The 20,307-nt window shown below is 41.1% G+C and carries 19 protein-coding genes; 11 read left to right on the forward strand and 8 right to left on the reverse strand.

All coding sequences use genetic code 11. The features are described from left to right. The 4 genes from F7734_RS33180 to F7734_RS33195 form a co-directional block, all read right to left on the reverse strand. The coding region (locus F7734_RS33180; protein WP_347566330.1) for a tetratricopeptide repeat protein at positions 1 to 1,887 on the reverse strand (1,887 nt) is incomplete at its 3' end. 51 nt (positions 1,888 to 1,938) lie between these two features. Further along, positions 1,939 to 2,364 carry a hypothetical protein gene (locus F7734_RS33185; protein WP_155748801.1) on the reverse strand — a complete coding sequence of 142 codons (426 nt, stop codon included), beginning with the start codon at positions 2,362 to 2,364 and terminating at the stop codon, positions 1,939 to 1,941. A 274-nt stretch (positions 2,365 to 2,638) separates the two neighbouring features. Then, complete coding sequence (locus F7734_RS33190; protein ID WP_155748802.1) at positions 2,639 to 3,730, reverse strand: pentapeptide repeat-containing protein; 1,092 nt, start codon at positions 3,728 to 3,730, stop codon at positions 2,639 to 2,641. 166 nt (positions 3,731 to 3,896) lie between these two features. Continuing rightward, the gene (locus F7734_RS33195) at positions 3,897 to 4,568 is read right to left on the reverse strand and encodes a hypothetical protein (protein WP_155748803.1); all 672 of its coding nucleotides are present in this window, start codon (positions 4,566 to 4,568) and stop codon (positions 3,897 to 3,899) included. An 818-nt stretch (positions 4,569 to 5,386) separates the two neighbouring features. Between F7734_RS33195 and parA the strand changes: the two genes are divergently transcribed. Both parA and F7734_RS33205 read left to right on the forward strand, forming a co-directional pair. After that, complete coding sequence (parA, locus tag F7734_RS33200; protein WP_155748804.1) at positions 5,387 to 6,019, forward strand: ParA family partition ATPase; 633 nt, start codon at positions 5,387 to 5,389, stop codon at positions 6,017 to 6,019. Further along, on the forward strand, positions 6,019 to 6,261 hold the full coding sequence (locus F7734_RS33205; RefSeq protein ID WP_155748805.1) for a CopG family transcriptional regulator: 243 nt from the start codon (positions 6,019 to 6,021) through the stop codon (positions 6,259 to 6,261). The genes parA and F7734_RS33205 overlap by 1 nt, the downstream gene beginning before the upstream one ends. Positions 6,262 to 6,630: 369 nt before the next feature. On the opposite strand, the gene F7734_RS33210 is transcribed toward F7734_RS33205, so the two are convergent. Together F7734_RS33210 and F7734_RS33215 are read right to left on the reverse strand one after the other, a co-directional pair. Beyond that, a complete protein-coding gene (locus F7734_RS33210; protein ID WP_155748806.1) occupies positions 6,631 to 8,583 on the reverse strand; it encodes a tetratricopeptide repeat protein in 1,953 nt (650 codons plus the stop codon). Between the two features lie 57 nt (positions 8,584 to 8,640). After that, positions 8,641 to 9,192 carry a site-specific integrase gene (locus F7734_RS33215; protein WP_155748807.1) on the reverse strand — a complete coding sequence of 184 codons (552 nt, stop codon included), beginning with the start codon at positions 9,190 to 9,192 and terminating at the stop codon, positions 8,641 to 8,643. A gap of 933 nt (positions 9,193 to 10,125) precedes the next feature. On the opposite strand from F7734_RS33215, the gene F7734_RS64095 reads away from it, so the two are divergent. From F7734_RS64095 to F7734_RS33230, 4 genes are all read left to right on the forward strand, one after another. Then, positions 10,126 to 10,371, forward strand: coding sequence for a nucleotide kinase domain-containing protein (locus F7734_RS64095; RefSeq protein WP_243147218.1), 246 nt, complete (start codon positions 10,126 to 10,128; stop codon positions 10,369 to 10,371). Positions 10,372 to 10,502: 131 nt separating this feature from the next. Next, positions 10,503 to 11,204, forward strand: coding sequence for a nucleotide kinase domain-containing protein (locus tag F7734_RS33220; protein WP_243147225.1), 702 nt, complete (start codon positions 10,503 to 10,505; stop codon positions 11,202 to 11,204). Positions 11,205 to 11,534: 330 nt separating this feature from the next. Continuing rightward, on the forward strand, positions 11,535 to 12,068 hold the full coding sequence (locus F7734_RS33225; RefSeq protein WP_207714278.1) for a hypothetical protein: 534 nt from the start codon (positions 11,535 to 11,537) through the stop codon (positions 12,066 to 12,068). Between the two features lie 2 nt (positions 12,069 to 12,070). Further along, positions 12,071 to 12,745: a deoxycytidine triphosphate deaminase gene (locus F7734_RS33230; protein WP_155748809.1), complete on the forward strand. Its 675-nt coding sequence runs from the start codon at positions 12,071 to 12,073 to the stop codon at positions 12,743 to 12,745. A gap of 53 nt (positions 12,746 to 12,798) precedes the next feature. Here the strand turns inward: F7734_RS33230 and F7734_RS33235 are convergent, their stop codons facing one another. Both F7734_RS33235 and F7734_RS33240 read right to left on the reverse strand, forming a co-directional pair. Next, positions 12,799 to 13,659 (reverse strand): hypothetical protein, encoded by an 861-nt coding sequence (locus tag F7734_RS33235; RefSeq protein ID WP_155748810.1) that lies wholly within the window; start codon positions 13,657 to 13,659, stop codon positions 12,799 to 12,801. A 328-nt stretch (positions 13,660 to 13,987) separates the two neighbouring features. After that, positions 13,988 to 15,640, reverse strand: a complete 1,653-nt coding sequence (locus F7734_RS33240; RefSeq protein ID WP_155748811.1) for a Ppx/GppA phosphatase family protein — start codon at positions 15,638 to 15,640, stop codon at positions 13,988 to 13,990. Between the two features lie 280 nt (positions 15,641 to 15,920). On the opposite strand from F7734_RS33240, the gene F7734_RS33245 reads away from it, so the two are divergent. The 5 genes from F7734_RS33245 to F7734_RS33265 all read left to right on the forward strand — a co-directional run bounded on the left by F7734_RS33245 (position 15,921) and on the right by F7734_RS33265 (position 20,131). Continuing rightward, complete coding sequence (locus F7734_RS33245) at positions 15,921 to 16,802, forward strand: 4-hydroxybenzoate solanesyltransferase (protein ID WP_155748812.1); 882 nt, start codon at positions 15,921 to 15,923, stop codon at positions 16,800 to 16,802. Positions 16,803 to 16,965: 163 nt separating this feature from the next. Then, on the forward strand, positions 16,966 to 17,571 hold the full coding sequence (locus tag F7734_RS33250) for a hypothetical protein (protein ID WP_155748813.1): 606 nt from the start codon (positions 16,966 to 16,968) through the stop codon (positions 17,569 to 17,571). Between the two features lie 199 nt (positions 17,572 to 17,770). Beyond that, on the forward strand, positions 17,771 to 18,277 hold the full coding sequence (locus tag F7734_RS33255; RefSeq protein ID WP_166482302.1) for a TIGR00725 family protein: 507 nt from the start codon (positions 17,771 to 17,773) through the stop codon (positions 18,275 to 18,277). 32 nt (positions 18,278 to 18,309) lie between these two features. Further along, positions 18,310 to 18,978 carry a hypothetical protein gene (locus F7734_RS33260; protein WP_155748814.1) on the forward strand — a complete coding sequence of 223 codons (669 nt, stop codon included), beginning with the start codon at positions 18,310 to 18,312 and terminating at the stop codon, positions 18,976 to 18,978. Between the two features lie 4 nt (positions 18,979 to 18,982). Beyond that, complete coding sequence (locus tag F7734_RS33265; RefSeq protein ID WP_155748815.1) at positions 18,983 to 20,131, forward strand: alpha/beta hydrolase-fold protein; 1,149 nt, start codon at positions 18,983 to 18,985, stop codon at positions 20,129 to 20,131. The last annotated feature ends 176 nt before the right edge of the window (positions 20,132 to 20,307 follow it).

Genomic DNA, 20,307 nt, shown 5'->3' on the forward strand with positions numbered 1-20,307 from the left:
AGTGTACCGTCCTTGGGATTTGTAGAGTCCAGCCAAGTTATTGTAACTGGCGGCGACATCCGGATGCTCATCTCCCAGCAGGCGTTGTCTGAGTTCCAATGCTTTGATGTAGAGTGGTTCAGCTTCAGTGTACCGTCCTTGGTCAGAGTAGAGTCCAGCCAAGTTATTGTAACTGGCGGCGACATCCGGATGCTCTTCTCCCAGCAGGCGTTGTCTGAGTTCCAATGCTTTGATGTAGAGAGGTTCAGCATCAGTGTACCGTCCTTGGGATTTGTAGAGTCCAGCCAAGTTATTGTAACTGGCGGCGACATCCGGATGCTCATCTCCCAGCAGGCGTTGTCTGAGTTCCAATGCTTTGATGTAGAGTGGTTCAGCTTCAGTGTACCGTCCTTGGTCAGAGTAGAGTCCAGCCAAGTTATTGTAACTGGCGGCGACATCCGGATGCTCTTCTCCCAGCAGGCGTTGTCTGAGTTCCAATGCTTTGATGTAGAGAGGTTCAGCATCAGTGTACCGTCCTTGGGATTTGTAGAGTCCAGCCAAGTTATTGTAACTGGCGGCGACATCCGGATGCTCATCTCCCAAACGGGATTGGACGACTGATACACATTGCTCTAACCACGGTTTTGCTAGCGCATACAAACCCTGTCCTTCATAAAATCTACCTAAACCAGCAAAAACCGAAATTAAATTTTCATCACTGACTGATGCACTCAGATTTTGTGCAACTTCTGCTAAATGTGGAATAGCATCTTTGACTGACTTAATTATCTCCTGAGTTGGCGAATCGGGAATTTTTTTAGCAATTGCAATAAAAGTTTCTGCAAAAGCGCGTTTCAACTCATCAATTTGTTCAGATGCTGCTTGCTTGAGTTTCAAAAACTCCCGAATTAAGGGATGAATTTTGTAGCAATAATCTATATCTCCACTTTTATCTTCCACCGATTGAATCAAATGACGCTCGTAAAGTTGCTCAACTGCTGTTTCAACTTCCGTTGCATCCCAATTCAGCCGAGAAGTTGCAGACTCTACCCATTTCCAAGCAAAGATATCTGGTGCAAATAAACTTAATAACTCACCGACACGCTGTGTCATCGGATCGAGTTCCAGCCAACTTAATTCAAACGCATCCAAAACCCCAAGCTGTGCTGTACTCAAGGTTTTTTGCAATTGTTGCTTATGGCGGTTTATCGCTTCATCTTGAAGTCGCTGCTGTTGAAGCCGCTGCAACATCTTAGCTAAACTCCAATGGGGAGGTTTTTTAGCCAAATACCGCCCCACCAATTCCAAACCCAAAGGGAGATATCCCAGCCATTCACATAATTGTTTCGCTGTTTCCTCTTCCTTTTGCACCCGTCTTTCACCCACCAGCTTTGTCAACAATTCCAAAGCTTCTTCTGGTGACAGCACATCCAGAGATATCTCCTCAATGTTGGTGTCGAGGTATCGCAACCGTGTTGTCATCAACACGCGGAAGCGATGAGCCGTTGGCAGGAACTCTCGACAACTCCCCAAATCTGTAATATCATCCAATACTACCAACGCCAGTCCTTCTGGTGGTTGCCAGTGCTGCCAGCACCAGTGTACTTGTTCAGTGAGACTTAGCTGTCTTCCTCGGAAATCCTGCTGCGGTACTTCCAGATTCATGTAAGCTTGGGCAAACTGGATAATTTCTGCAGCCACATTTGATTCTCTGGCATTTAACCAGCAAATTCCACCAGGGTAATCCGCTTGATGTTGATGTGCGTATTGCGTTGCGAGTTCGGTTTTGCCAACACCACCCATACCAGAAACAGCAGAAATCGCCACTACGCCTGGTTGCTGCAACTTCTCTTGCAGTAGGGAAAGTTCATGCTGTCTGCCAACAAAATTGGCAGAACCTTGAAACACAACATTATTTGGGGGATTTAACTTTGCCCGTTCCCGTTCGGGCGACGGCAGTCAAAAAACTTGACCACCATAAAAATTATTTCCTTGAAAGACGTTTTTAATTGACTCAGCTAACTTAGTGTGATTTATAATAGTTGCTGGTTGAAAATTAATGTTAGTTTCTACTAGCTCTTGAACCTTTGAAGCAATTTTTGGATCAGCTTTAGTTTCAGCTACCAATTCCTGCACAGCTTGATGAACTTCAGGATTAGCTTTTGCTGCTGATTCCACATCTAATACAGCTTTACCGTAATCGAGTGGTTGAGAGGGCGCTTTTTCAATAGCAACTACAGTATGGGGAGAGTGTTTTTTGAGGGTGACGAGAAACTCACCAGTTTTATTCCATAGAGTTTCTCCTACCTTTTCGCCTGTTTTTTCCAAAGCCTTTGTCGCAATCACAGTTCCAATTGCGATTGCACCAGCAGTTAATGGCTCCATATGCTAACTCATAAGCACGGCATCCTATTTATTACCACATAATTTTTGTTGTTAATTCTGCAATTAAAGTAACAAACTTATAGTTTAAGTTTCGACTCACAAGTAATGCACCAGTTAACGAAAGGGCATTAAAGTTGACTACATGGCTCAAAGTATTGATTTCTCGTAGAGTGGCTTCACCAACTAGGAGTATTTTACCAACTTTGAGTCAAAAGTTGGCATTACACGAAATGGAAAAAGCAGGCACTCTAAGCTAATTGCTGCCCTCCCCGGTCTACTTCGATGGTTCTGGTGGCAAGCCTAGTTGCTTACTAAATTTCTCACTATACTTTGCTTTGTTCCAATTTCTTGCTTTCTTAACTTGCTCAGGAGTCAGATTTTTGGCACCAAAGAAGTTAGCATCAGTGAGGTTAGCGGCTGAGAGGTTGGCACCTCTAAGGTCAGCATAGGTGAGGTTAGCGCCTCTAAGGTCAGCATAGGTGAGGTCGGCACCTCTAAGGTCAGCATAGGTGAGGTCGGCACTGATCAGCTTGGCATACGTGAGGTAAGCTTCAGAGAGGTGGGCTTTGTGGAGTCTGGCACCATTGAGGTGAGCACATAGAATTTGGGCATGATTGAGAAAAGCTCTGTTGAGAAAAGCTTCTCGGAGATATGTGCCATTAAGATTAGCCCTAATAAGATTGATATCGTCAAAGTTTGCTTCTCTAAGGTTGCTATTACTTAAATCTAATCTGTATTTTTCTTTCTGCGTGTAAATTGAATTGCGCCTGGAGAGAACAGTTAGAACTGCTTGAATGTCTGTTCCAGTAGAAGGGATATCTTTTTGGTCATCAGTTGTGGTAGGGTGGTTGTCTTTTTGATGGATGCTGAGTACACTTTCCCAAAGTGGCTTGTTGTTTGCTTTATCTTTATCTGCTTTATCTCTAGGTGGGTAAGGGGATATCTCACGCACGTAAGCAGTCAGAATTTCCATAATCTGCCAATAATCTTTGTCAGAATCCTTAGAAATCCGCTCAAGTGCGTAGATTGCTCCCAGTCGGACGTGAATATTTTCATTACCTAACTGTTCAACTGCTTTGCTAAAACGTTCTGTCACTTGTTTTTCTTCTGTGGCAACAAGATTTCGCCATGCAATAAAGGCGGTGGTGAACAACATGACACCAGTTAAACCTTGAGTCAAAGTACCACGACTTGCATTTTCGAGCGTTACGCGCTCTTTGATATCAGGAATATCTAAGGAGTTAATGTACCTTTGCGGAAGTATCCATATTAATAAAATGATTCCAAAGACACCAATAAGCAAAAGTGCTATGAGAGACGATGGGTGTAGAAGTGCTTTGAAGCGATCGCGAAGTTTTTGAGTCATTGATTTACGCAAACAACCCCTACATCATTATTAGGAATAAGCGCAAAGAACTTATGCACTGAAAGTCAAGGTTTGCTGACATAAAAAAAAGTTGGTTGCGATCACCCAATTAACCAAGACCTTTATTTACCAAAATCTCACTGGGGAATTCCTCAGTGAGAAAACTTTAATTCAAAGGATGATTTGCGATAAAGTCGTCAAGCGCACGCTCGTATTTTTCTCGTGCTTGAATCTTCATCTCTGTTGCTTGCCGCTTCTTTTCATTTGCTTGCCGCCTTTTTTCAATTGCCTGCTGTTCAAGCGTTTCTTTAATTGAGTCTTTTAACTTAGTGCCAAGCCTCATGCCAACAAGGAACCCTATTACTGGAAGAAACAAAAATGTAATAGGAAGACCGCTAATAGCAGAAATGCCGAAACCCACAAACGCTCCTAAAGGCGCTATACCACAACCCATAGGCTCGTCTACTGTTGTTGAAACGTTTTCAATTTCTTTGAACAACCTTTCTGCTTCCTTGTCCGCGATCGCAATTTCCTCATAGCAAGAAATGACATCAGTCATGAAATTGTTCAAATACGCTCGGTGCTTTTTGACTGACAAATCCAGTACCGCACCTGTTAAGCTTTCTATTCTTTGAAGAACATTGTATAAATCTGCTGCTTTCCACGATGTGCCGCAATCGAGACAGGCGTTGACATTCCTGTCCTCTCCTGTGACCGCGCCTACAGCTGCTCCAACGACGCCAAACAAAGCCCAGCCAGCAGCAGCCCGTCCCCAAGAGACATTAGTTTCTTTCTTTAACTGGATGTGATTTGACCCGCAATTAGGACAATTAGCCATTGGTTTATCAAAAAATAAGGTGCGTTATTCTACTTACTCAATTGCAGCAATCAAAACAGGTGGTATGCTTGTACTGAAAATGGGGTGCGGGTAAGAGCAATAGCGATCGCACCTCTAAAAACTTGTTTTCTCTGAACATTTCTGTAAATGTATAAATACGCTTTTCTTCAATTATGTACGCAGACAATAAAGTTCTTTAGTGGTAAAGGCTGAAAACCTCATTCTGTCGCTCCCAATATTTTTGTACAAAGAAAATGATTAGCTGAACTGGAGAATAATTAGTTGAACTAGAGAATAATTAGCTGAACGAGAGCAGAGGTACGCGCTCGCGCTACAATATGACGGTTGTGTTTGCTACAGCCACAATCCACAAAGTTTTGCTGTAACACCAGTTCAAGTTTTTATTCTCCTAGCTCAAACTTATGTATGTAGAATAAAACTGCCGAGTCTAGGTAATTATTTTTGAGTGTGTCCTGAACTAGGGACGTAAAATTCGCGCTTTGGGAGCATCTTAAGTTCAGCTAACTATTCTCGTTGTACAATTTTTCTAAAATTCTTTACGGTCGAGCGATTTTTCTCTTAGCCTCGCCAAGTCACAAACAATAAAGTTCTTTACTCTCACGTAGAATTAATTTCGGAGTGGAGCCAACTACAAGATAATGCCTCTGCCTCCAACAACAATGACAGCAAATGAACTTGTCCACTTACAACTTATCGGGATCATCCAAAATGTACCAGTTAATAAAAGACTTTATTGTTTAGGAAAGGACTTTATTGTTCAGGAAAGAACTTTATTATGAGGGAACACAATTAAAGAAATGATTATTTCAGTCCAGAATCAGAAAGGGGGAGTGGGGAAGACAACGATCGCCGTCCATATCAGCCATGCCCTAGCCCTAAAAAAGAAGCGTGTTTTGCTGGTGGATGCAGATCCACAGGGGTCAGCACGGGATTGGGCAGCAGCACGGGGAGAGGAACCGCCATTTCCAGTCATAGGGCTTGACCGTCCTACCATCCACCGCGACTTACCAACAGTGGCAGCTGGTTATGACCATGTGGTGATAGATGGACCACCACGAGTTTCTGACCTGGCAAGAAGTGCGATTATTGCAGCTGATATCGTTGTTATCCCAATTCAACCAAGCCCGTATGACATATGGGCAGCTGATGAGGTTGTTAAACTGATTCAGGAAGCGAATGTATTTAAAGAAAACCTGAAAGCAGTATTTGTAATTAATCGTAAAATCGTAAATACTGCAATTGGTCGGGATGTGGTGGAAGCGCTTGAGCAGTACCCATTTCCGGTACTTCAGTCAGCTGTCAGTCAGCGCGTTGTGTTTGCTGAGTCAGCTGCTGAAGGTAAAACCGTTCTGGAGGTTGATAAAAACGGTTCCGCGTCCAAGGAAGTTAAAGCACTGGTTCAGGAGTTATTGAAGTTGGGGGTTAAGTGATGTCAGCTAAAAAAGTCAACTTTGGCAAGAAACCAAAACCTGTGGATATGGAACAATGGGTGAGCGATCGCACCCCAACTCCTCAACCCCAACAGGAGCAACCTGAAAAGATGAAGCGCTTGACCTTAGATATCCCTGAATCGCTGCACAGGGCAATCAAGCGCCAAGCCGTTGATGCAGGGGTAACAATGGCTGACCTGCTACGAGACTTGCTAGAGCAGCACTATGGTGGTCAAAGCTAAACGTATTTACAGAAATACAGAAATTTTTGTAGGGGTGATCGCCCAACAAACTGCAATAGAAGATTCGCCCGCACTACCTCAAAGTTTGAATTCACTCATCCATCAAATGAACTCAGGTTAAGTAAGAGTGATTACGCGTAGACACTCTTCAAGACTTCGGCATATTCCGAAAAAAAAATTATCATTGAAAAAAAACGTGTGGACAAGGTGCAACCAAAGCAAAACACCTCAGTAGCGAGTGCTGGGGGTTTTTGGCAAGCAATTCTTGTTTCACGGCGATCACTCTTGCAGGCACTCCTCTAAGCTAATCGCCACTCCCTGGTCAACTTAGATGGTTCCGGCGGTAAACCAAGTGCGGCGCGAAATTCCTCATAGGATACCAAGTTCTCGAAGTTCTTTTTCAGCTTTTTGACGGTACTCTTTATCATCGTTTAATTCTAATACTTTCTTAAAGTTTTCTTGTGCCTTATCTTTACTGCCCTTATTTTTGTAAGCAATTCCTCGTTTGTAGTAAGCATCCGCGTCTTTTGGATTCAGTTTAATCGCTTGGTTATAGTCATTAATAGCGCGGTCATATTCGCCTTTATTATAATAAAAATTTCCTCGAATATAGTAAGCATTAGCGTAATTACGATTCAGTTTAATCGCTTGGTTATAGTCATTAATAGCGCGGTCATATTCGCCTTTTTTGAAATAGGAAAGCCCTCGGCTGTTGTAAGCTAAAGCGTAATTAGGATTCAGTTTAATCGCTTGGTTAAAGTCATTAATAGCGCGGTCATAGTCGCCCTTATCAGAATAGGAAAGCCCTCGGTTGTTGTAAGCAACAGCGTCTTTTGGATTCAATTTAAGGGCTTGGTTAAAGTCATTAATAGCGCGGTCATATTCGCCATTCTTAGAATAGGAAGTCCCTCGATAAAAGTAGACTATAGTTTGGTCTAACGCCAAAATTGGTTCTTTAATATTTTTCAATGCGTCAGTGAAACTGGCAATAGCTCTATCCCAATCATTAGCTGTGTAGCGAGTTAGCCCTACAGTAAAAAGGCTGAGGTAGAGCATCTCTTTTGACAGATTAGCTTGCAGTTTGAAACTTTTTAGTTCAGATACAGCTGCTGTTCGCCCTAAAGGTTTTATCTCAGGTAATTCTTCTATAGTACGCAATACTTCAGTACGCAATACTTCAAAGTATGCGCTTAACTGTACTGCTTGCTCTGTTGCCCCATAGTTACCCCAGATAACAATAGTTGCCTTATGCTTTTTTCCTTCTAATAGAGCATTCTCTTGTTCAGTGATAGCTTTGTTTAACCGTTTTATCTTGACATCAGGATATTTCTTGGTTGAATTATAAAGTGCCTCAAAAATATTGTGAGTAACGCGGTAGTTTTTCTGTTCAGAGCCTGAGCTTTCAAAATCAGCGAGGAGAACAATAATGTCTTTAGTTGGAAGATTATGCCATACATAACCACCAATAGCTGTCAAGATAGGAATGGCAACCATGCCTACAAGGACTAAACGGCGTAATCTTCTATATTGTTTAGAGGGTTTGGCGGCGGGTGGTTTCCAATACCAGTAGAAGTAGGCGCAAAGCAACCATAAAAAGACAATACAAACAGAGAGAGTAACTTTGGTTACAAGTTCAGTATCACCTAGTGATATAAAAAATCCTACTAAACCAGTACTCAAAACTAACACGACAGCAGTACTAACACTTGGCTTAGTTAGGGATGATTGAGTCGTTCTTTGATTGTTGTTAAATGAATTCCTGAAGTTATGTCTGATTTTAAGAACTGGAATATTAGACGGAGAACTCTTATTTAAATTAATATTATTCTGACCAAATTTAAAAGCATCTACATAGCTTCTTTCTGCAAAAAGGGCATCATAAAATCCTTTAGAGAAATAAATAGCTGAATCATCTTGAATCGGCTGTGTCATCCCGATGACACAATCAATATATTGGAAAATTGCTTCTGCCTGAATTTCGGAATAGCAAGCGTTGAGCAATACACACTCAACTTGCTCTTTAAATAACTCAAATAAATGCTCAAGCGATTCAGTACTTACTATCTGAGGCTCTCCCGAAGTATTCTCCAAAACTAAACCATCAGTTCCAGTTCCATGACCAGAAAAATGCACAATTTGCGGTTTGTTATCCAACAATGTACGACGTAAGTCATCAATCCGGATTGCTTCTCTTGTGATTAATTCAAATGCTTCTCTATTTTGAGCGCGTTCTAAAGCAGCCCGAATTTCTCTAACCTCCTCATCCAAGCGTAATTTATTTGTATTTATAGGATTAGCTGATAAAATCAAAATCTTCTTCATAAGAATTGAATGCAAGGAATTATTATTGGGTCAAAGTCATTACGCACAGCGCTCGCATCAAAACCCAATAACAGAAACAGCTTTCTTCCGTTGTTCTGGTGTCACTTCGAGATACCGTTGCAATGTCCCTAAGTCGTTATGTCCCGATATTTCTTGGATATGACGTAATGGAACACCAGCGCTTGACATCTGAGTTAGGGCAGTACGCCTAAAACTGTGGGTACTGACACCAGTTAAACCAACACGGGTACAAGCATCTTTGAGAATCTTGTCAGCTGCAAACCGGGTCAGATGTTCGGTCACGCCACGCATACCGGGGAACAAAGCCCCCGGCTTTGGCTGGTACTCAGCTAACATTGCTGCCAATCCGGGCTGGATGTCCACAACGCGGGTTTTCAGTTTGCCTTTGGTGGTAGACTTTCTAAAAGTAATGGTTCCACCTTTTATATCAGTGGTTTGGAGTGCTAGCGCTTCAGACACGCGGCAACCAGTAAATAAACAGATGCCAAACAAAGCACGATCGCGGGGATTTGTAAATCCCTCTGTAAAAAGTAGTCGTAATTCTTCGGGGGTCAAAATTGCCCCTTGCCCGTTGCCGTTGACCTTCATTTTTTGTTTTTAGGGGAAACTACACGAAATACGCATTTAGTGGAATACATGACTCAAACTACCATGCTTTCGTTCCCCCGCTCGCGTTCGATAAACTGCCCTTATCACTCGTTCAAGTTCCCGACCACGCAAAAACGCCATTTCAGCCCGCTCTGATAAAATCTGCTTATGATAGCTTTGCTATCACCGATATCAGCTATGATTTAGTGCTTTTGATTTATAGGTGGTAGCGGAGTTATCAAAGATGGCAGAATCACCTTGGTTGTATCAGTTAGATTGCAAGCATTCTTAGGCATCCACCTATAGAAGACTGCTTAAATATAAGCAGTCTTTTTGAATGAGAACACTTTTAGCAGTACATTACAAGGAGGTAGGTGGATAGGTAGAGCCAATAACAATAAAGTTTTGTCTTATACTGCGCGGAAGTGAGCTAACTGGCACAGCGCTAACATTTTGTTACCAGTACCCCTTCGATATTCGGCGGAATTCAAAACAGCTTGTCTACAAACCCTTCCAAGGGAGAGCGAGCGATACCGATACGGAAACGTTTCCATAACGGGCTGGTTGACTTAATCGGAAAAGGCTGATATTATTATAAGTCAAAAAACGTGTGGTCAAACAAAAACCCTCAGTGGCGAGTACTGGGGGTTTTGATTGCAACTGGCACATTCTTCGGCTCACCAGTGGTATGTTTTCGTGCTACAGTTCCAACGAAAAAGAGCAGTGTCCTATCTTACACCTATCTCGGTGGACATCCATTTTGTTGAGACCCAAATAACTAGACTTTATAAGTTTCGCTTACAACTAAGTAAGTTTTCAGAAATTTTACTTTTTTCTGCCTCCTGCCTGATTTTTATAGGAGATAATATGAAATTAACAACGGAAGACCTCAAACCGTAATGATTCGGGTAGATAAAATCAAAAGGGTACTGTATGCAAGTAAGACAAGAAATTTTTGATACTTATTGGCGATTTGCGACCCTGCGCCAAGAAGTATTTTTCAACAAAATTAACAATGCACCACAGCCTTGGACGAACGACTCTATTATTAGAAGTTATAAATTTTGTAATGCTTATCGAGCAAGTGACCGCGTTTCTCAATACCTTATTAAAAATGTAATTATGATGAGAATAGAAGTCAGAATGAAGAAGAAGTTTGTTGAGAATTCTGCTATTTAAATTTTTAATAAAATAGAAATTGGGATATTTAGAACAAAATTGGAAATTATATTACATTACTAATTGTTTTAATATTAGCAAGCATATTGCAAGAGCTATGGATCTGGATAGCGATTTATACTAGTGCATATATGTCGTGTGCCAGCAAAGAGTTTGGCTATAACAAGAAACACCAGAATCATTTGGCATTAATCGATAAAATGATGGTTAAAGACAACGTAATTACTCGTATAGTTAAAGTAAAAAGCCTTGAAGAAGTTTTTAATATAATTCAACAATATCCACTGCTTGGTAAGTTTATGGCTTACCAATTAGCGATAGACATTAATTATAGTGAAATTATCAATTTTGACGAAAATAGCTTTACTATAGCAGGACCAGGAGCCGAACGTGGTATTAGCAAATGTTTTCTTGATACTGGTGGAAAAACCTATACTTATATTATTCATTGGATGACTGAGAACCAAGAGCAGGAGTTTCAACGTTTAGGTTTGAATTTTCAATCACTTTGGGGTCGTCCATTACAAGCGATAGACTGTCAAAATCTCTTTTGTGAAACTGATAAATACTGCCGAGAGGCATTTCCTGATTTAAAAAGTAATCGCAAAAAGATAAAATCAAAATTTACTTCAAATCCTCAAAGAATCGATTATTTTTATCCGCCCAAATGGCGGATAAACGATAAGGTTAAAGAAACTTTAGCGCCGAGATTACTACAATTAGAGATTCGCCATTTGCAACAAATCAATAATAGGAATTGTCAGCAATTATCTTTGGAATTAGATTTTCTAGTAAAAACAACACCTGAAATTCCAGATAATATATCAAAATGACATTCACATTCTGCGCTTGTTCAGTGGTAGAATCATCAGTGTTCAGCAATACCTTTTTTCCATTGAATCTAAGGAGAATCTAATGAAAAACACTATAATTTAGCTATTAGTCATCATATTAGAGAGGGATTACGGTAACTTTATACCTATCGATGCATTATAAAAATGCTATCATTTTAATGACCCATCTGAAGGTCTTGTATAGGTCACAGTCCGTCTAATAATAAATGTGAAGGGGTTAAATATAAAATTTTTAGTTTAACTGTCTATTTGCCTCAATCTAGGGAGAAAGACTGGCTAAATTTGAAGAATAAAATCGGTCTAAATATTATGATTATGTCAAACCAACTAATTTCAACCGAAGAATTAAATGCTTATCAACGCTTACAAATGAAACATGATGAAATTTATCATCATGAAATCATTGCACTTGGTATTTCCCGGCGAATGAATCATATTGCGTTGCACCTCGTTAAATACCTCGGAATTCTTTCGTCTCTACCTGTTTCAGCGCCAGAAAATAGTAGGGCATTTATTGATTCATTTATAATGATTGTTTCTGCCAGCAATCTCTTAGGAATTTCTTTAGCGAAAGAGTTGGTGATTGATGGAATCAATTCTATTGACGGTAATTTCATTGATGAATATATTCAGCTTCTTGCTGAACTAGCTAAGGCTTGTGAAGCAACAGATCACCAAGAAGATTACCCAATTCGATCTACCTGGAATAAGAATATACGAAAGTTTTTTTTCCTTCTTGTTCGTGAAGCGCACTCACGAAACATTTCTATTTTGGAAGAGTCTAGTCGGCGTTTAGCCTCTGTGGAAAGAAAACATTCACTTAACGATATCTTGCGGGGATAAAAATGAGTTTTTGGTCATCACAAACTTTGAAGTCTCATCTTCCTAGCTTAATTGAACCATTTAATGCCGAGCAAATTCAGTCTGCATCATACGAATTGTGTTTGGGGGAAGAAATTTATATTTCAGCCCTTCCTGATACACCTCTGAAAGAGCGGAAAAAAATTACTCTTAGAGAGAAGGAAACTGTTGCTATCCCTCCCGGACAGTTTGCATTTCTGATAACTTCTGAAATCATTAAAGTTCCTAACAATGCACTTGCGTTTATTTCAATTAAATTTAAATTTAAATCAAATGGGCTGATTAATGTTTCAGGTTTTCATGTCGATCCTGGCTACAGTGGAAAACTAATTTTTGCTGTTTATAATGCTGGTCCTCTTAACTTCCATGTAGCAAGAGGTGAGAGGGTTTTCTCTATATGGTATGCAGACTTAGATAAAGATGACGAAAATCCACGAAATAAGATAGGTTATGATTCAATTCCAACTGACTTAATGAATAGTCCTGATTTAGTTTCTTCTCTTCCTTATTTAGTAAAACGTTTGGATGATCTGGAGAAAAAAATAGAAAATTTTTCTTTTAAACAGGCTATTATCTTTTCAATTGTTATTGCGGTTCTAGTTACTTTTGTAAAGCCAATAATAGAGAACGTTTCACGAAATTTCCTGGGCAGCTTTTAATGACATCAGCCCGATTGGTCAATTTTCTCCTGGTGTACTAGATAATTAATACATTAGGCTGCCTGTTGCCCTAACAACTCCTTAACCTTCCTTGCCACAGTCCCTGGTAGCCATTGCAGATCCGAGTTATCGCCCGAATCGCTGCAATACTTAGCAATGATTGTGGGCAAATTCTCTATAAACTTGGTCTTGGTCTTAGTATCTGCTGACAGCGCCATTTCTCGTAAGATTTCAGATTTTGTGGCACCGGAAAATTGCTGGAGCACAGCCCTGATTCCCGACCAGTGTTTGAAACTGTAGAGTTCTTGTCCTTTTGCCTGGATTTCGGCACGACTTATATCACTGGCTGGCTTGATTGTGGGGGTTAGGTTTTCGCTGTTGAGCAAAGCTCGAACTGAATCCGCAAGGACTGTGGGGATGCTATAGAGGTCTTTCTCAGCTGCCTTGCCCACGATATTGATGTAAATAGCAATCTGACCGGGCAGTGTTCGCTCAAGTGCTGGTTCTCGTTTAAGTGCTTCCACCAATGCTTCTGGATGTGTCAGGGCGATCGCTCTCATCTCTTCCCAAGTGCGACACTGTAATATCTGCTGAGGCAAGTCGGGGGGGAGAATAGATTCCCGTGCCTCTGACTCGCTAATCTCTTCTGCTTGGGGTTCCTCATCCTCATCTACTCCCCATTCGGAGGTATCATCCTCTACCAGATTGACCCATTGACCAGCGCCCACAGCTGCTACAAGCGCCTGTGACACCTCATCCTCAACGTCTGCATCAAACTTGGTTGCAGATTCCTTGATACGTGCAATTGCCCCCAATGCTTGTTCTAATTCAGCTTCCAGTGAGCGGTATTGGTTGAGTTGCTCGGTTAATTGCTGGATCTGGGTGTCTGCCGAGATACCTGCAAACACGGACACGTTGTAAACTATTGTTGCGATACGTGCTTTTTGGATTTACTAACCTGCCTGAAAATGATATTGAGATAATCAATGTTTTACATGGTAATATCAACTCTTCACCCTCTTCAAGATCTCAAACTTGTGCATTAATAGCCAATTTTGGGAATATTTTCACCGATCGATCTCTTACAGTTCAGCCATGAAACAACGGTAAATCAAAGGTTTGGATAATCTGCTTAACAAAGCTTTACAACGTGTCTCAATTTACGTATATCTCGGCAGGCATCCAAGTAGGGGCGCAAAGCCTTGCGCCCCTACTGTGGTTCAAAGAAATGCCATTATTTTTCTAACAACTACTTGGAACAGTAGATTTTTCCAAAATTGGCACTAATTTTACCCCAAATTCCGCTTCAAAAATTCCTTTTTTATAATCTAAACTCCACAGTTCTAAAGCACAGTCATCATCAAAATGTGCGGGGAAAATCTTGAGATGAAATTCCTGTTTTTTCGACAAATATTCACATTGTACTCGTGTAATGGCTCCAATTTGTCGCCTATCTAAAGCTACTCCCAATCTTAAAAGAGCGCTCAACTGATTAACAATTTGCCTGTGAGTTTTACTGCTCAAACTCCCATAACTATCATGTTTTTTCTTGGGTGCGGATTTCCGATGATATCGTGCCAAATTAGCAACAATTTCTATCTCGGTCTCGTTATAACCTAGCAATTCACTATTACGAATGAGATAATATGAGTGCTTGTGGTGAGAGGAGTGACTGACATGATGACCGCAATTGTGTAATATTGCAGCTGCCCAAAGCAATTGTCGTTCTTCTGCGCCCCAATTATGAAGTATCCCTTTCGTTTGGTCAAATATACTAAGAGCAAATACGGCAACGCGATCGCTATGCTCTACATTAACGTGGAATTTCGTGGCTGTTTTCAAAACGCTCCGTTGGCGTACCGTACTCTGGTAGCGCAAACGGTCTTCAATTAAACCGTGAGCCAGCATCCAGTCTACAATTACCCCTTCTCTCAGAGAACGTTCGCACACAACAAATGACTCGACTCCCAAAAGAGTCATGGCTTCCTGCATAATAATCGCACCAGCCAGTATCACTTCCGCCCGTTTTTCTGGCATATCGGGAATAGTCGCTCTTTCTACATTGCTCATTCTCCGGAAGCGATTAACCCACTCACGCAAATCCCTGAGACTCATTTCATAACCGTTAAGAGTGGAGGGGAGATAACCTAATTTTTGACGGGCATCAATGGCTGCTAGAGTTTCAGCCGTCCCGGAAGTCCCAACCAAGCGAGGATGTTCGCCAAACTTGATGTTTGTTTGTACTTCTTCTACAGCTCGTTCCAACATTCCCCGTGCATGAGCTTGTAAGTACTCAAATTCAATATTGCTGATGGGATCGGTTTTAATGAATTCACCCGTCAGTCTCACTGCACCTACTTTGGTACTGGTGAGAGTACGCGCTTCATGGCTATCACCCAGAATCAATTCTGTGGAACCACCACCTATATCAATAATGATATGGGGTTGGTTGTTGAATTCCATCCCCGACAAGACACCCAAGTAAATTCGCCGTGCTTCTTCTTGACCGGATATTAGGTCAACGCACAAGCCCAATTCCTCTTTTACCTGTTTGAGAAAATCTTTTCCGTTAGGGGCTTCCCGGACTGCACTTGTAGCAACAGCAACGACTGTTTCGGCATTCAGGGTTTTTGCTATTTTTTGGAAACGCCCCAAAGCAGCTACTGCCCGTTCCATCACCTCTGGTTTCAAATGACCTGTTGTGAGATCGCGATCGCCCAACCTGACGGTTTCTTTTTCTCTAGCGATAATGCTAAAAGCTGGGAATGTGGGTTCGATTCGCACGATCACCATGTGCAATGAATTTGTCCCCAAATCAATAGCTGCTATAATCCGATGTTGGTCAACTGGTTGAGTAGGTATACTCGCCCAGCTTGCTGAAACTAAATTCACCATCTATGTTTTCTCTCTGTTTGGCATGGGAAAAGCTGGTACTGCCGATAAGATCGGCATAATTATCGTTTGATGTGGAACATAATTTGTTCTCAAGTTCTGCTGGTTATGGGCTTTACCTGAGAAGCTCAGATTGACTCTGTTAGCTACAACCTCAAGTGACTTCTTTGCCACATTCAAAGTTGCCCTTTGTAGTTGTGTTTTTACAAATATCAAATAAGGATATTCTATAGATGTAAAGCTTAATAAAGCTTTCTGTCTATATCTATTTTTTTGCAGATCTATGCTGACTACGCCAGAAGGCAACACCAAACCCACATGGCTTGCGATCGTCCGGCTTTTGCGGTGGCATAAACCAGAAGGACGATTAATTTTAATGATTCCTGCCCTTTGGGCTGTGTTTTTAGCGGCTTCTGGAAAACCGCCTTTACCACTGGTTGGTACGATCGTTCTGGGAACTCTCGCTACGAGCGCTGCGGGATGTGTTGTCAATGATTTATGGGATAGAGATATAGATCCACAGGTTGAAAGAACTCGCGATCGCCCTCTCGCTAGCCGTGCGCTTTCCGTAAAAGTCGGTATTGTTGTCGCCACTGTCGCGATGGGATGTGCCGGTGTTCTCGCTTTCTATCTTAACGCGCTCACATTTTGGTTGTGTGTGGCAGCCGTTCCTGTAATTTTGCTTTATCCTGGAGCAAAACGAGTTTTTCCCGTTCCACAACTGGTACTTTCCATTGCTTGGGGTTTTGCTGTTTTAATTAGCTGGAGTGCAGTTACACACACCCTTTCGCTTCCCACTTGGATACTTTGGGGTGCAACGGTACTGTGGACATTGGGATTTGATACTGTCTATGCTATGAGCGATCGCGAAGATGACCAAAGAATTGGTGTGAATTCTAGCGCCTTATTTTTTGGTGAATCCGCGCCTGTGGCAATTGGAGTTTTCTTTATCGGCACTGCTATTTTACTCGGTTGGCTGGGTTGGATTTTGCAACTTCACCTAATTTTTTGGATAAGTCTTGCTTTCGCTTTTGTGGGATGGGTTTGGCAGTGCATTCGCTTGGGACAGAAAGACTTGCCTAACTCAAGCTATGGTGAAATATTCCGGCAGAATGTTTGGATTGGTTTTATCTTACTTTCCGGGATGATTGCTGGCAGTTTTTAGTTGCGCTTGCCAACTCGATTTCTGCAAGAACACAGCATTTCTACTGACAATTCATAAAGATTTCATGAAATTTTCATGAAATTTTCCTATACTACTTACGAAATGTCACTGTTTTCGGTAGTAGTTGGGTGTACTACATTTTTCGTTAGGTACACCCAATTTCATGAAGCGCAGCTTAACAACAGCACATCACCTGTCCGCACAATTTGTTAATATCGTCACTGTCGTCATACTATTTCTAGGTAGTCTTGGTGTTGTCGGGAGTGGTTTTTTTCTCAGGAAAGCCATCAGCAGTGGAAGTCAGCCTGAGATAGTCAGTGATCGCTCCCAGTACCAAGATATTCGCCATAAATTGTGGTCTAATCGGGAACAAATCAAACATTTTCCTACCGATATCCCTGCTGACGCTTCAGGTGTGCGTGTTGCTTATTCTTCTAACTCTTCTGAAGGAAATCGGTTTTTTCAACTGCGCTTAAAGCAATCGCCGCAAAAGATTCAAAATTTACTTTCGCAGTATAGAGCGATCGCGAAACGTAAATATCAAGGTGGTAACACCAACGCTCATGCAAATCAGCCAAATGGAGTGCCAACAACTTTCTTCCATACAAGTGATTCTCAAGAAGAATCCTTTCCTTCCTCCTATGAAGTTCTTGTATTAGGAGCAGATGACAAGGGCAATTCAAATTTTCGATGGAATCATGGAGAAAGCTTTGGAGTTGCAATTGATACTTCGACTTCAGAGATTATTTATTGGGCTGAGGAATGGTAATCTTTGTTAGTGGTTAGTGGTTAGTTGTTAGTTGTTAGTGGTTAGTGGTTAGTGGTTAGTTGTTAGTTGTTAGTGGTTAGTTGTTAGTTGTTAGTTGTTAGTCAGGAGGACTTTGAGAGTTATTTCCCCCCTTTTTAAGGGGGCTAGGGGGGATATTGATACAACAGTAGACTTTATAAAAATCTTTAAAGCAAACCCTATGGTGCCGAGAAAAATTGTTATTGGCGTGATGGGACCTGGAGAACAAGCAAAAGATATTGATATCCGAAATGCCCATGAACTGGGTAAACGAATTGCTCGAGAAGGTTGGGTTTTGCTAACGGGTGGTAGAAATGTTGGGGTGATGGAAGCTGCAAGTCAGGGAGCAAAATTTGCCAACGGTTTAACTATTGGTATTCTTCCTGGTAAAACAGATGAGGGAATTTCTGAGGCAGTTGATATTGCTATTTTCACCGATCTGGGAAATGCTCGCAATAATATCAATGTCCTCTCGAGTGATGTAGTCATTGCTTGCGGTATGAGTGCGGGAACTGCATCAGAAATTGCTCTCGCTTTGAAAGCAAGTAAAAAGGTTATTTTGTTGACAGATGATGAAGAAAGCAAACTTTTCTTTCAAAAGATGTCACCGGAGAATGTTTGTGTGGTGTGTGACGTAGAGAATGCGATCGCGAAGTGCAAGCTGTACTTAGCTTATCGCCACAACTAAGGCGATTATTTGTAAGGTAAAGGGTAAATAAAATGAGTCAAAAAACAATTAACTATTATTCTTTCAGCATCAATAATATTTACTCCTATGTTATATCTGCAATCTTTTTATTAGCGATAATTCTAGGTTTGCTAGCTTTAAATAAAGGATTATGGGGAGATGAGATTGTCTGCTGCATTTTATTAAGCATAAACTATTCCGTAAACTGGATAACCAATCAAGCCTATAAACCTGTAGAAGAATATCGAACCGTGGTTCAATTAGTGGAATCAGAATGGCCGCCAAATGACTTAATTCTCTGTTATCCGTCTTACAGTCAAAAGAGTATCGATTATTACTTTCAAAATATACCATCTGATAAACAAATTCTAGTATGGAAGCCTGACAAAATATCAAATTTTTATCTAAATCAAAAAGAATTAGATGTGTTTTTGATTGTTAAGGCTGGAAACGTTGCCATTGTTAAAGATTACAATGCTGTACTGTCGAATATACTTTCTACTATCAAATCAAAAAAAATAAATACCCTAAAAATTAACTTATACTTCATCAAAGGTCACGACGCATATTTTTCAAAAGAATATGACTCTATTGAGAAATTTGTAGTCGCTTCTGAATCTAAATTGGGTAAACCATATTTCTATCAAGATTTTGGTATGTATTTGATTTCAAAATATATGGTAGCTATAAATAATGATTGAAAAAATGAAAGTTCTTTACCCTACTTTAATAACTCTTGCTATACTTTTACCTCTACCCGTCTACGCCCAGCCTGAGGAAGGTCGTCCTGCTCCTTCTAATGTACCCGGTCAGCAATATCCCTATATTTACTCAGACGGACGTGTGACATTTCAGTTTAAAGCACCAGAAGCGAAAAGAGTGCAGGTTGTAGGGCGTGATGGCAAAAATATACTTGGCAAAAAGCCAATAGATTTAATTCGTGGTGAAGATGGGGTGTGGAAGGTAACGACTCCACCAGTTCCACCTGGTTTTCATTACTACCAACTGATCGTTGATGGTACTCCCGTTAACGACCCATCAAGCCAAACGTACTTTGGTTGGGGACAAGCTAGCAGTGGGTTGGAAGTCCCTGACCCCCAACTTGATTTTTATGAGGCTAAATCGGTACCTCACGGAGAAGTGCGGCTTCGTTGGTATCACTCGCGAGTCACTAGGGAGCTAAGGAGGGTTTACGTTTATACTCCGCCCGGTTACGATGCCAATACCAAACGTCGATATCCAGTATTATATTTACAACACGGTGCAGGAGAAAGCGAGCGTGCGTGGACGGAACAGGGAAGAGCTAATTTTATCCTCGATAACCTCATCGCTGTAGGTAAAGCCAAACCAATGATTGTGGTGATGGACAACGGCTATGCTCGCAAACCAAACGTACCGCTTCCACCTGATTCGTGGGGTATTGAAGCTTTTGAAGAAGTTGTTACCAAGGATTTGGTTCCACTCATCGATAGCACTTACCGAACAATTGCTAACAGACAATATCGCGCTATAGCTGGACTATCAATGGGAGGTGGACAAGCGTTGCAAGTGGGACTAAATAATTTAGATAAGTTTGCTTGGGTGGGCGGTTTCAGTTCTTTCTTGAAAGATTTTGATGTCAAGACATCTTACAGTGGGGTTTTTATAAACACAGGAAATGTTAATCTCCAGCTTCGCTTACTCTGGTTGGGATGTGATACTAAAGATGATTTTTACATAGATAATAAAAACTTGCATGAAGCATTAGAAAAAGCTGGCATCAAACACGTTTGGGTGACTGGTTCTGGTGGACATGAATGGCAGGTTTGGCGCAGATACCTGTACACTTTTGTTCCTCAGCTATTTCATTTATAGCCTCAATATTTTGATAGACAAATTAGATGATTTTGAAAAGTCAGAAGACAGGGGTAACCCTCATATCTTGCAATTAGTCATGGTTTTGACATCCATATTTCCAGGTGCAAGATATAAGATGAAAAACTCAGAGATTTACTGATGTTTGCAAGCGACCTTTTATAATCTGACCGCAT

The sequence above is a fragment of the Scytonema sp. UIC 10036 genome (assembly GCF_009725235.1).

What these genes read in the sequence shown, in the direction of transcription:
- F7734_RS33240 (WP_155748811.1), bottom strand. Translation starts at nt 15,640, where the DNA reads ATGGTGAATTTAGTTTCAGCAAGCTGGGCGAGTATACCTACTCAACCA.
- F7734_RS33210 (WP_155748806.1), bottom strand. Translation starts at nt 8,583, where the DNA reads ATGAAGAAGATTTTGATTTTATCAGCTAATCCTATAAATACAAATAAA.
- F7734_RS33245 (WP_155748812.1), top strand. Translation starts at nt 15,921, where the DNA reads ATGCTGACTACGCCAGAAGGCAACACCAAACCCACATGGCTTGCGATC.
- F7734_RS33195 (WP_155748803.1), bottom strand. Translation starts at nt 4,568, where the DNA reads ATGGCTAATTGTCCTAATTGCGGGTCAAATCACATCCAGTTAAAGAAA.
- F7734_RS33255 (WP_166482302.1), top strand. Translation starts at nt 17,771, where the DNA reads ATGGTGCCGAGAAAAATTGTTATTGGCGTGATGGGACCTGGAGAACAA.
- F7734_RS33190 (WP_155748802.1), bottom strand. Translation starts at nt 3,730, where the DNA reads ATGACTCAAAAACTTCGCGATCGCTTCAAAGCACTTCTACACCCATCG.
- F7734_RS33185 (WP_155748801.1), bottom strand. Translation starts at nt 2,364, where the DNA reads ATGGAGCCATTAACTGCTGGTGCAATCGCAATTGGAACTGTGATTGCG.
- F7734_RS33260 (WP_155748814.1), top strand. Translation starts at nt 18,310, where the DNA reads ATGAGTCAAAAAACAATTAACTATTATTCTTTCAGCATCAATAATATT.
- F7734_RS33205 (WP_155748805.1), top strand. Translation starts at nt 6,019, where the DNA reads ATGTCAGCTAAAAAAGTCAACTTTGGCAAGAAACCAAAACCTGTGGAT.
- F7734_RS33230 (WP_155748809.1), top strand. Translation starts at nt 12,071, where the DNA reads ATGAGTTTTTGGTCATCACAAACTTTGAAGTCTCATCTTCCTAGCTTA.
- F7734_RS33215 (WP_155748807.1), bottom strand. Translation starts at nt 9,192, where the DNA reads ATGAAGGTCAACGGCAACGGGCAAGGGGCAATTTTGACCCCCGAAGAA.
- F7734_RS64095 (WP_243147218.1), top strand. Translation starts at nt 10,126, where the DNA reads ATGCAAGTAAGACAAGAAATTTTTGATACTTATTGGCGATTTGCGACC.
- parA (WP_155748804.1), top strand. Translation starts at nt 5,387, where the DNA reads ATGATTATTTCAGTCCAGAATCAGAAAGGGGGAGTGGGGAAGACAACG.
- F7734_RS33265 (WP_155748815.1), top strand. Translation starts at nt 18,983, where the DNA reads ATGAAAGTTCTTTACCCTACTTTAATAACTCTTGCTATACTTTTACCT.
- F7734_RS33220 (WP_243147225.1), top strand. Translation starts at nt 10,503, where the DNA reads ATGTCGTGTGCCAGCAAAGAGTTTGGCTATAACAAGAAACACCAGAAT.
- F7734_RS33225 (WP_207714278.1), top strand. Translation starts at nt 11,535, where the DNA reads ATGATTATGTCAAACCAACTAATTTCAACCGAAGAATTAAATGCTTAT.
- F7734_RS33250 (WP_155748813.1), top strand. Translation starts at nt 16,966, where the DNA reads ATGAAGCGCAGCTTAACAACAGCACATCACCTGTCCGCACAATTTGTT.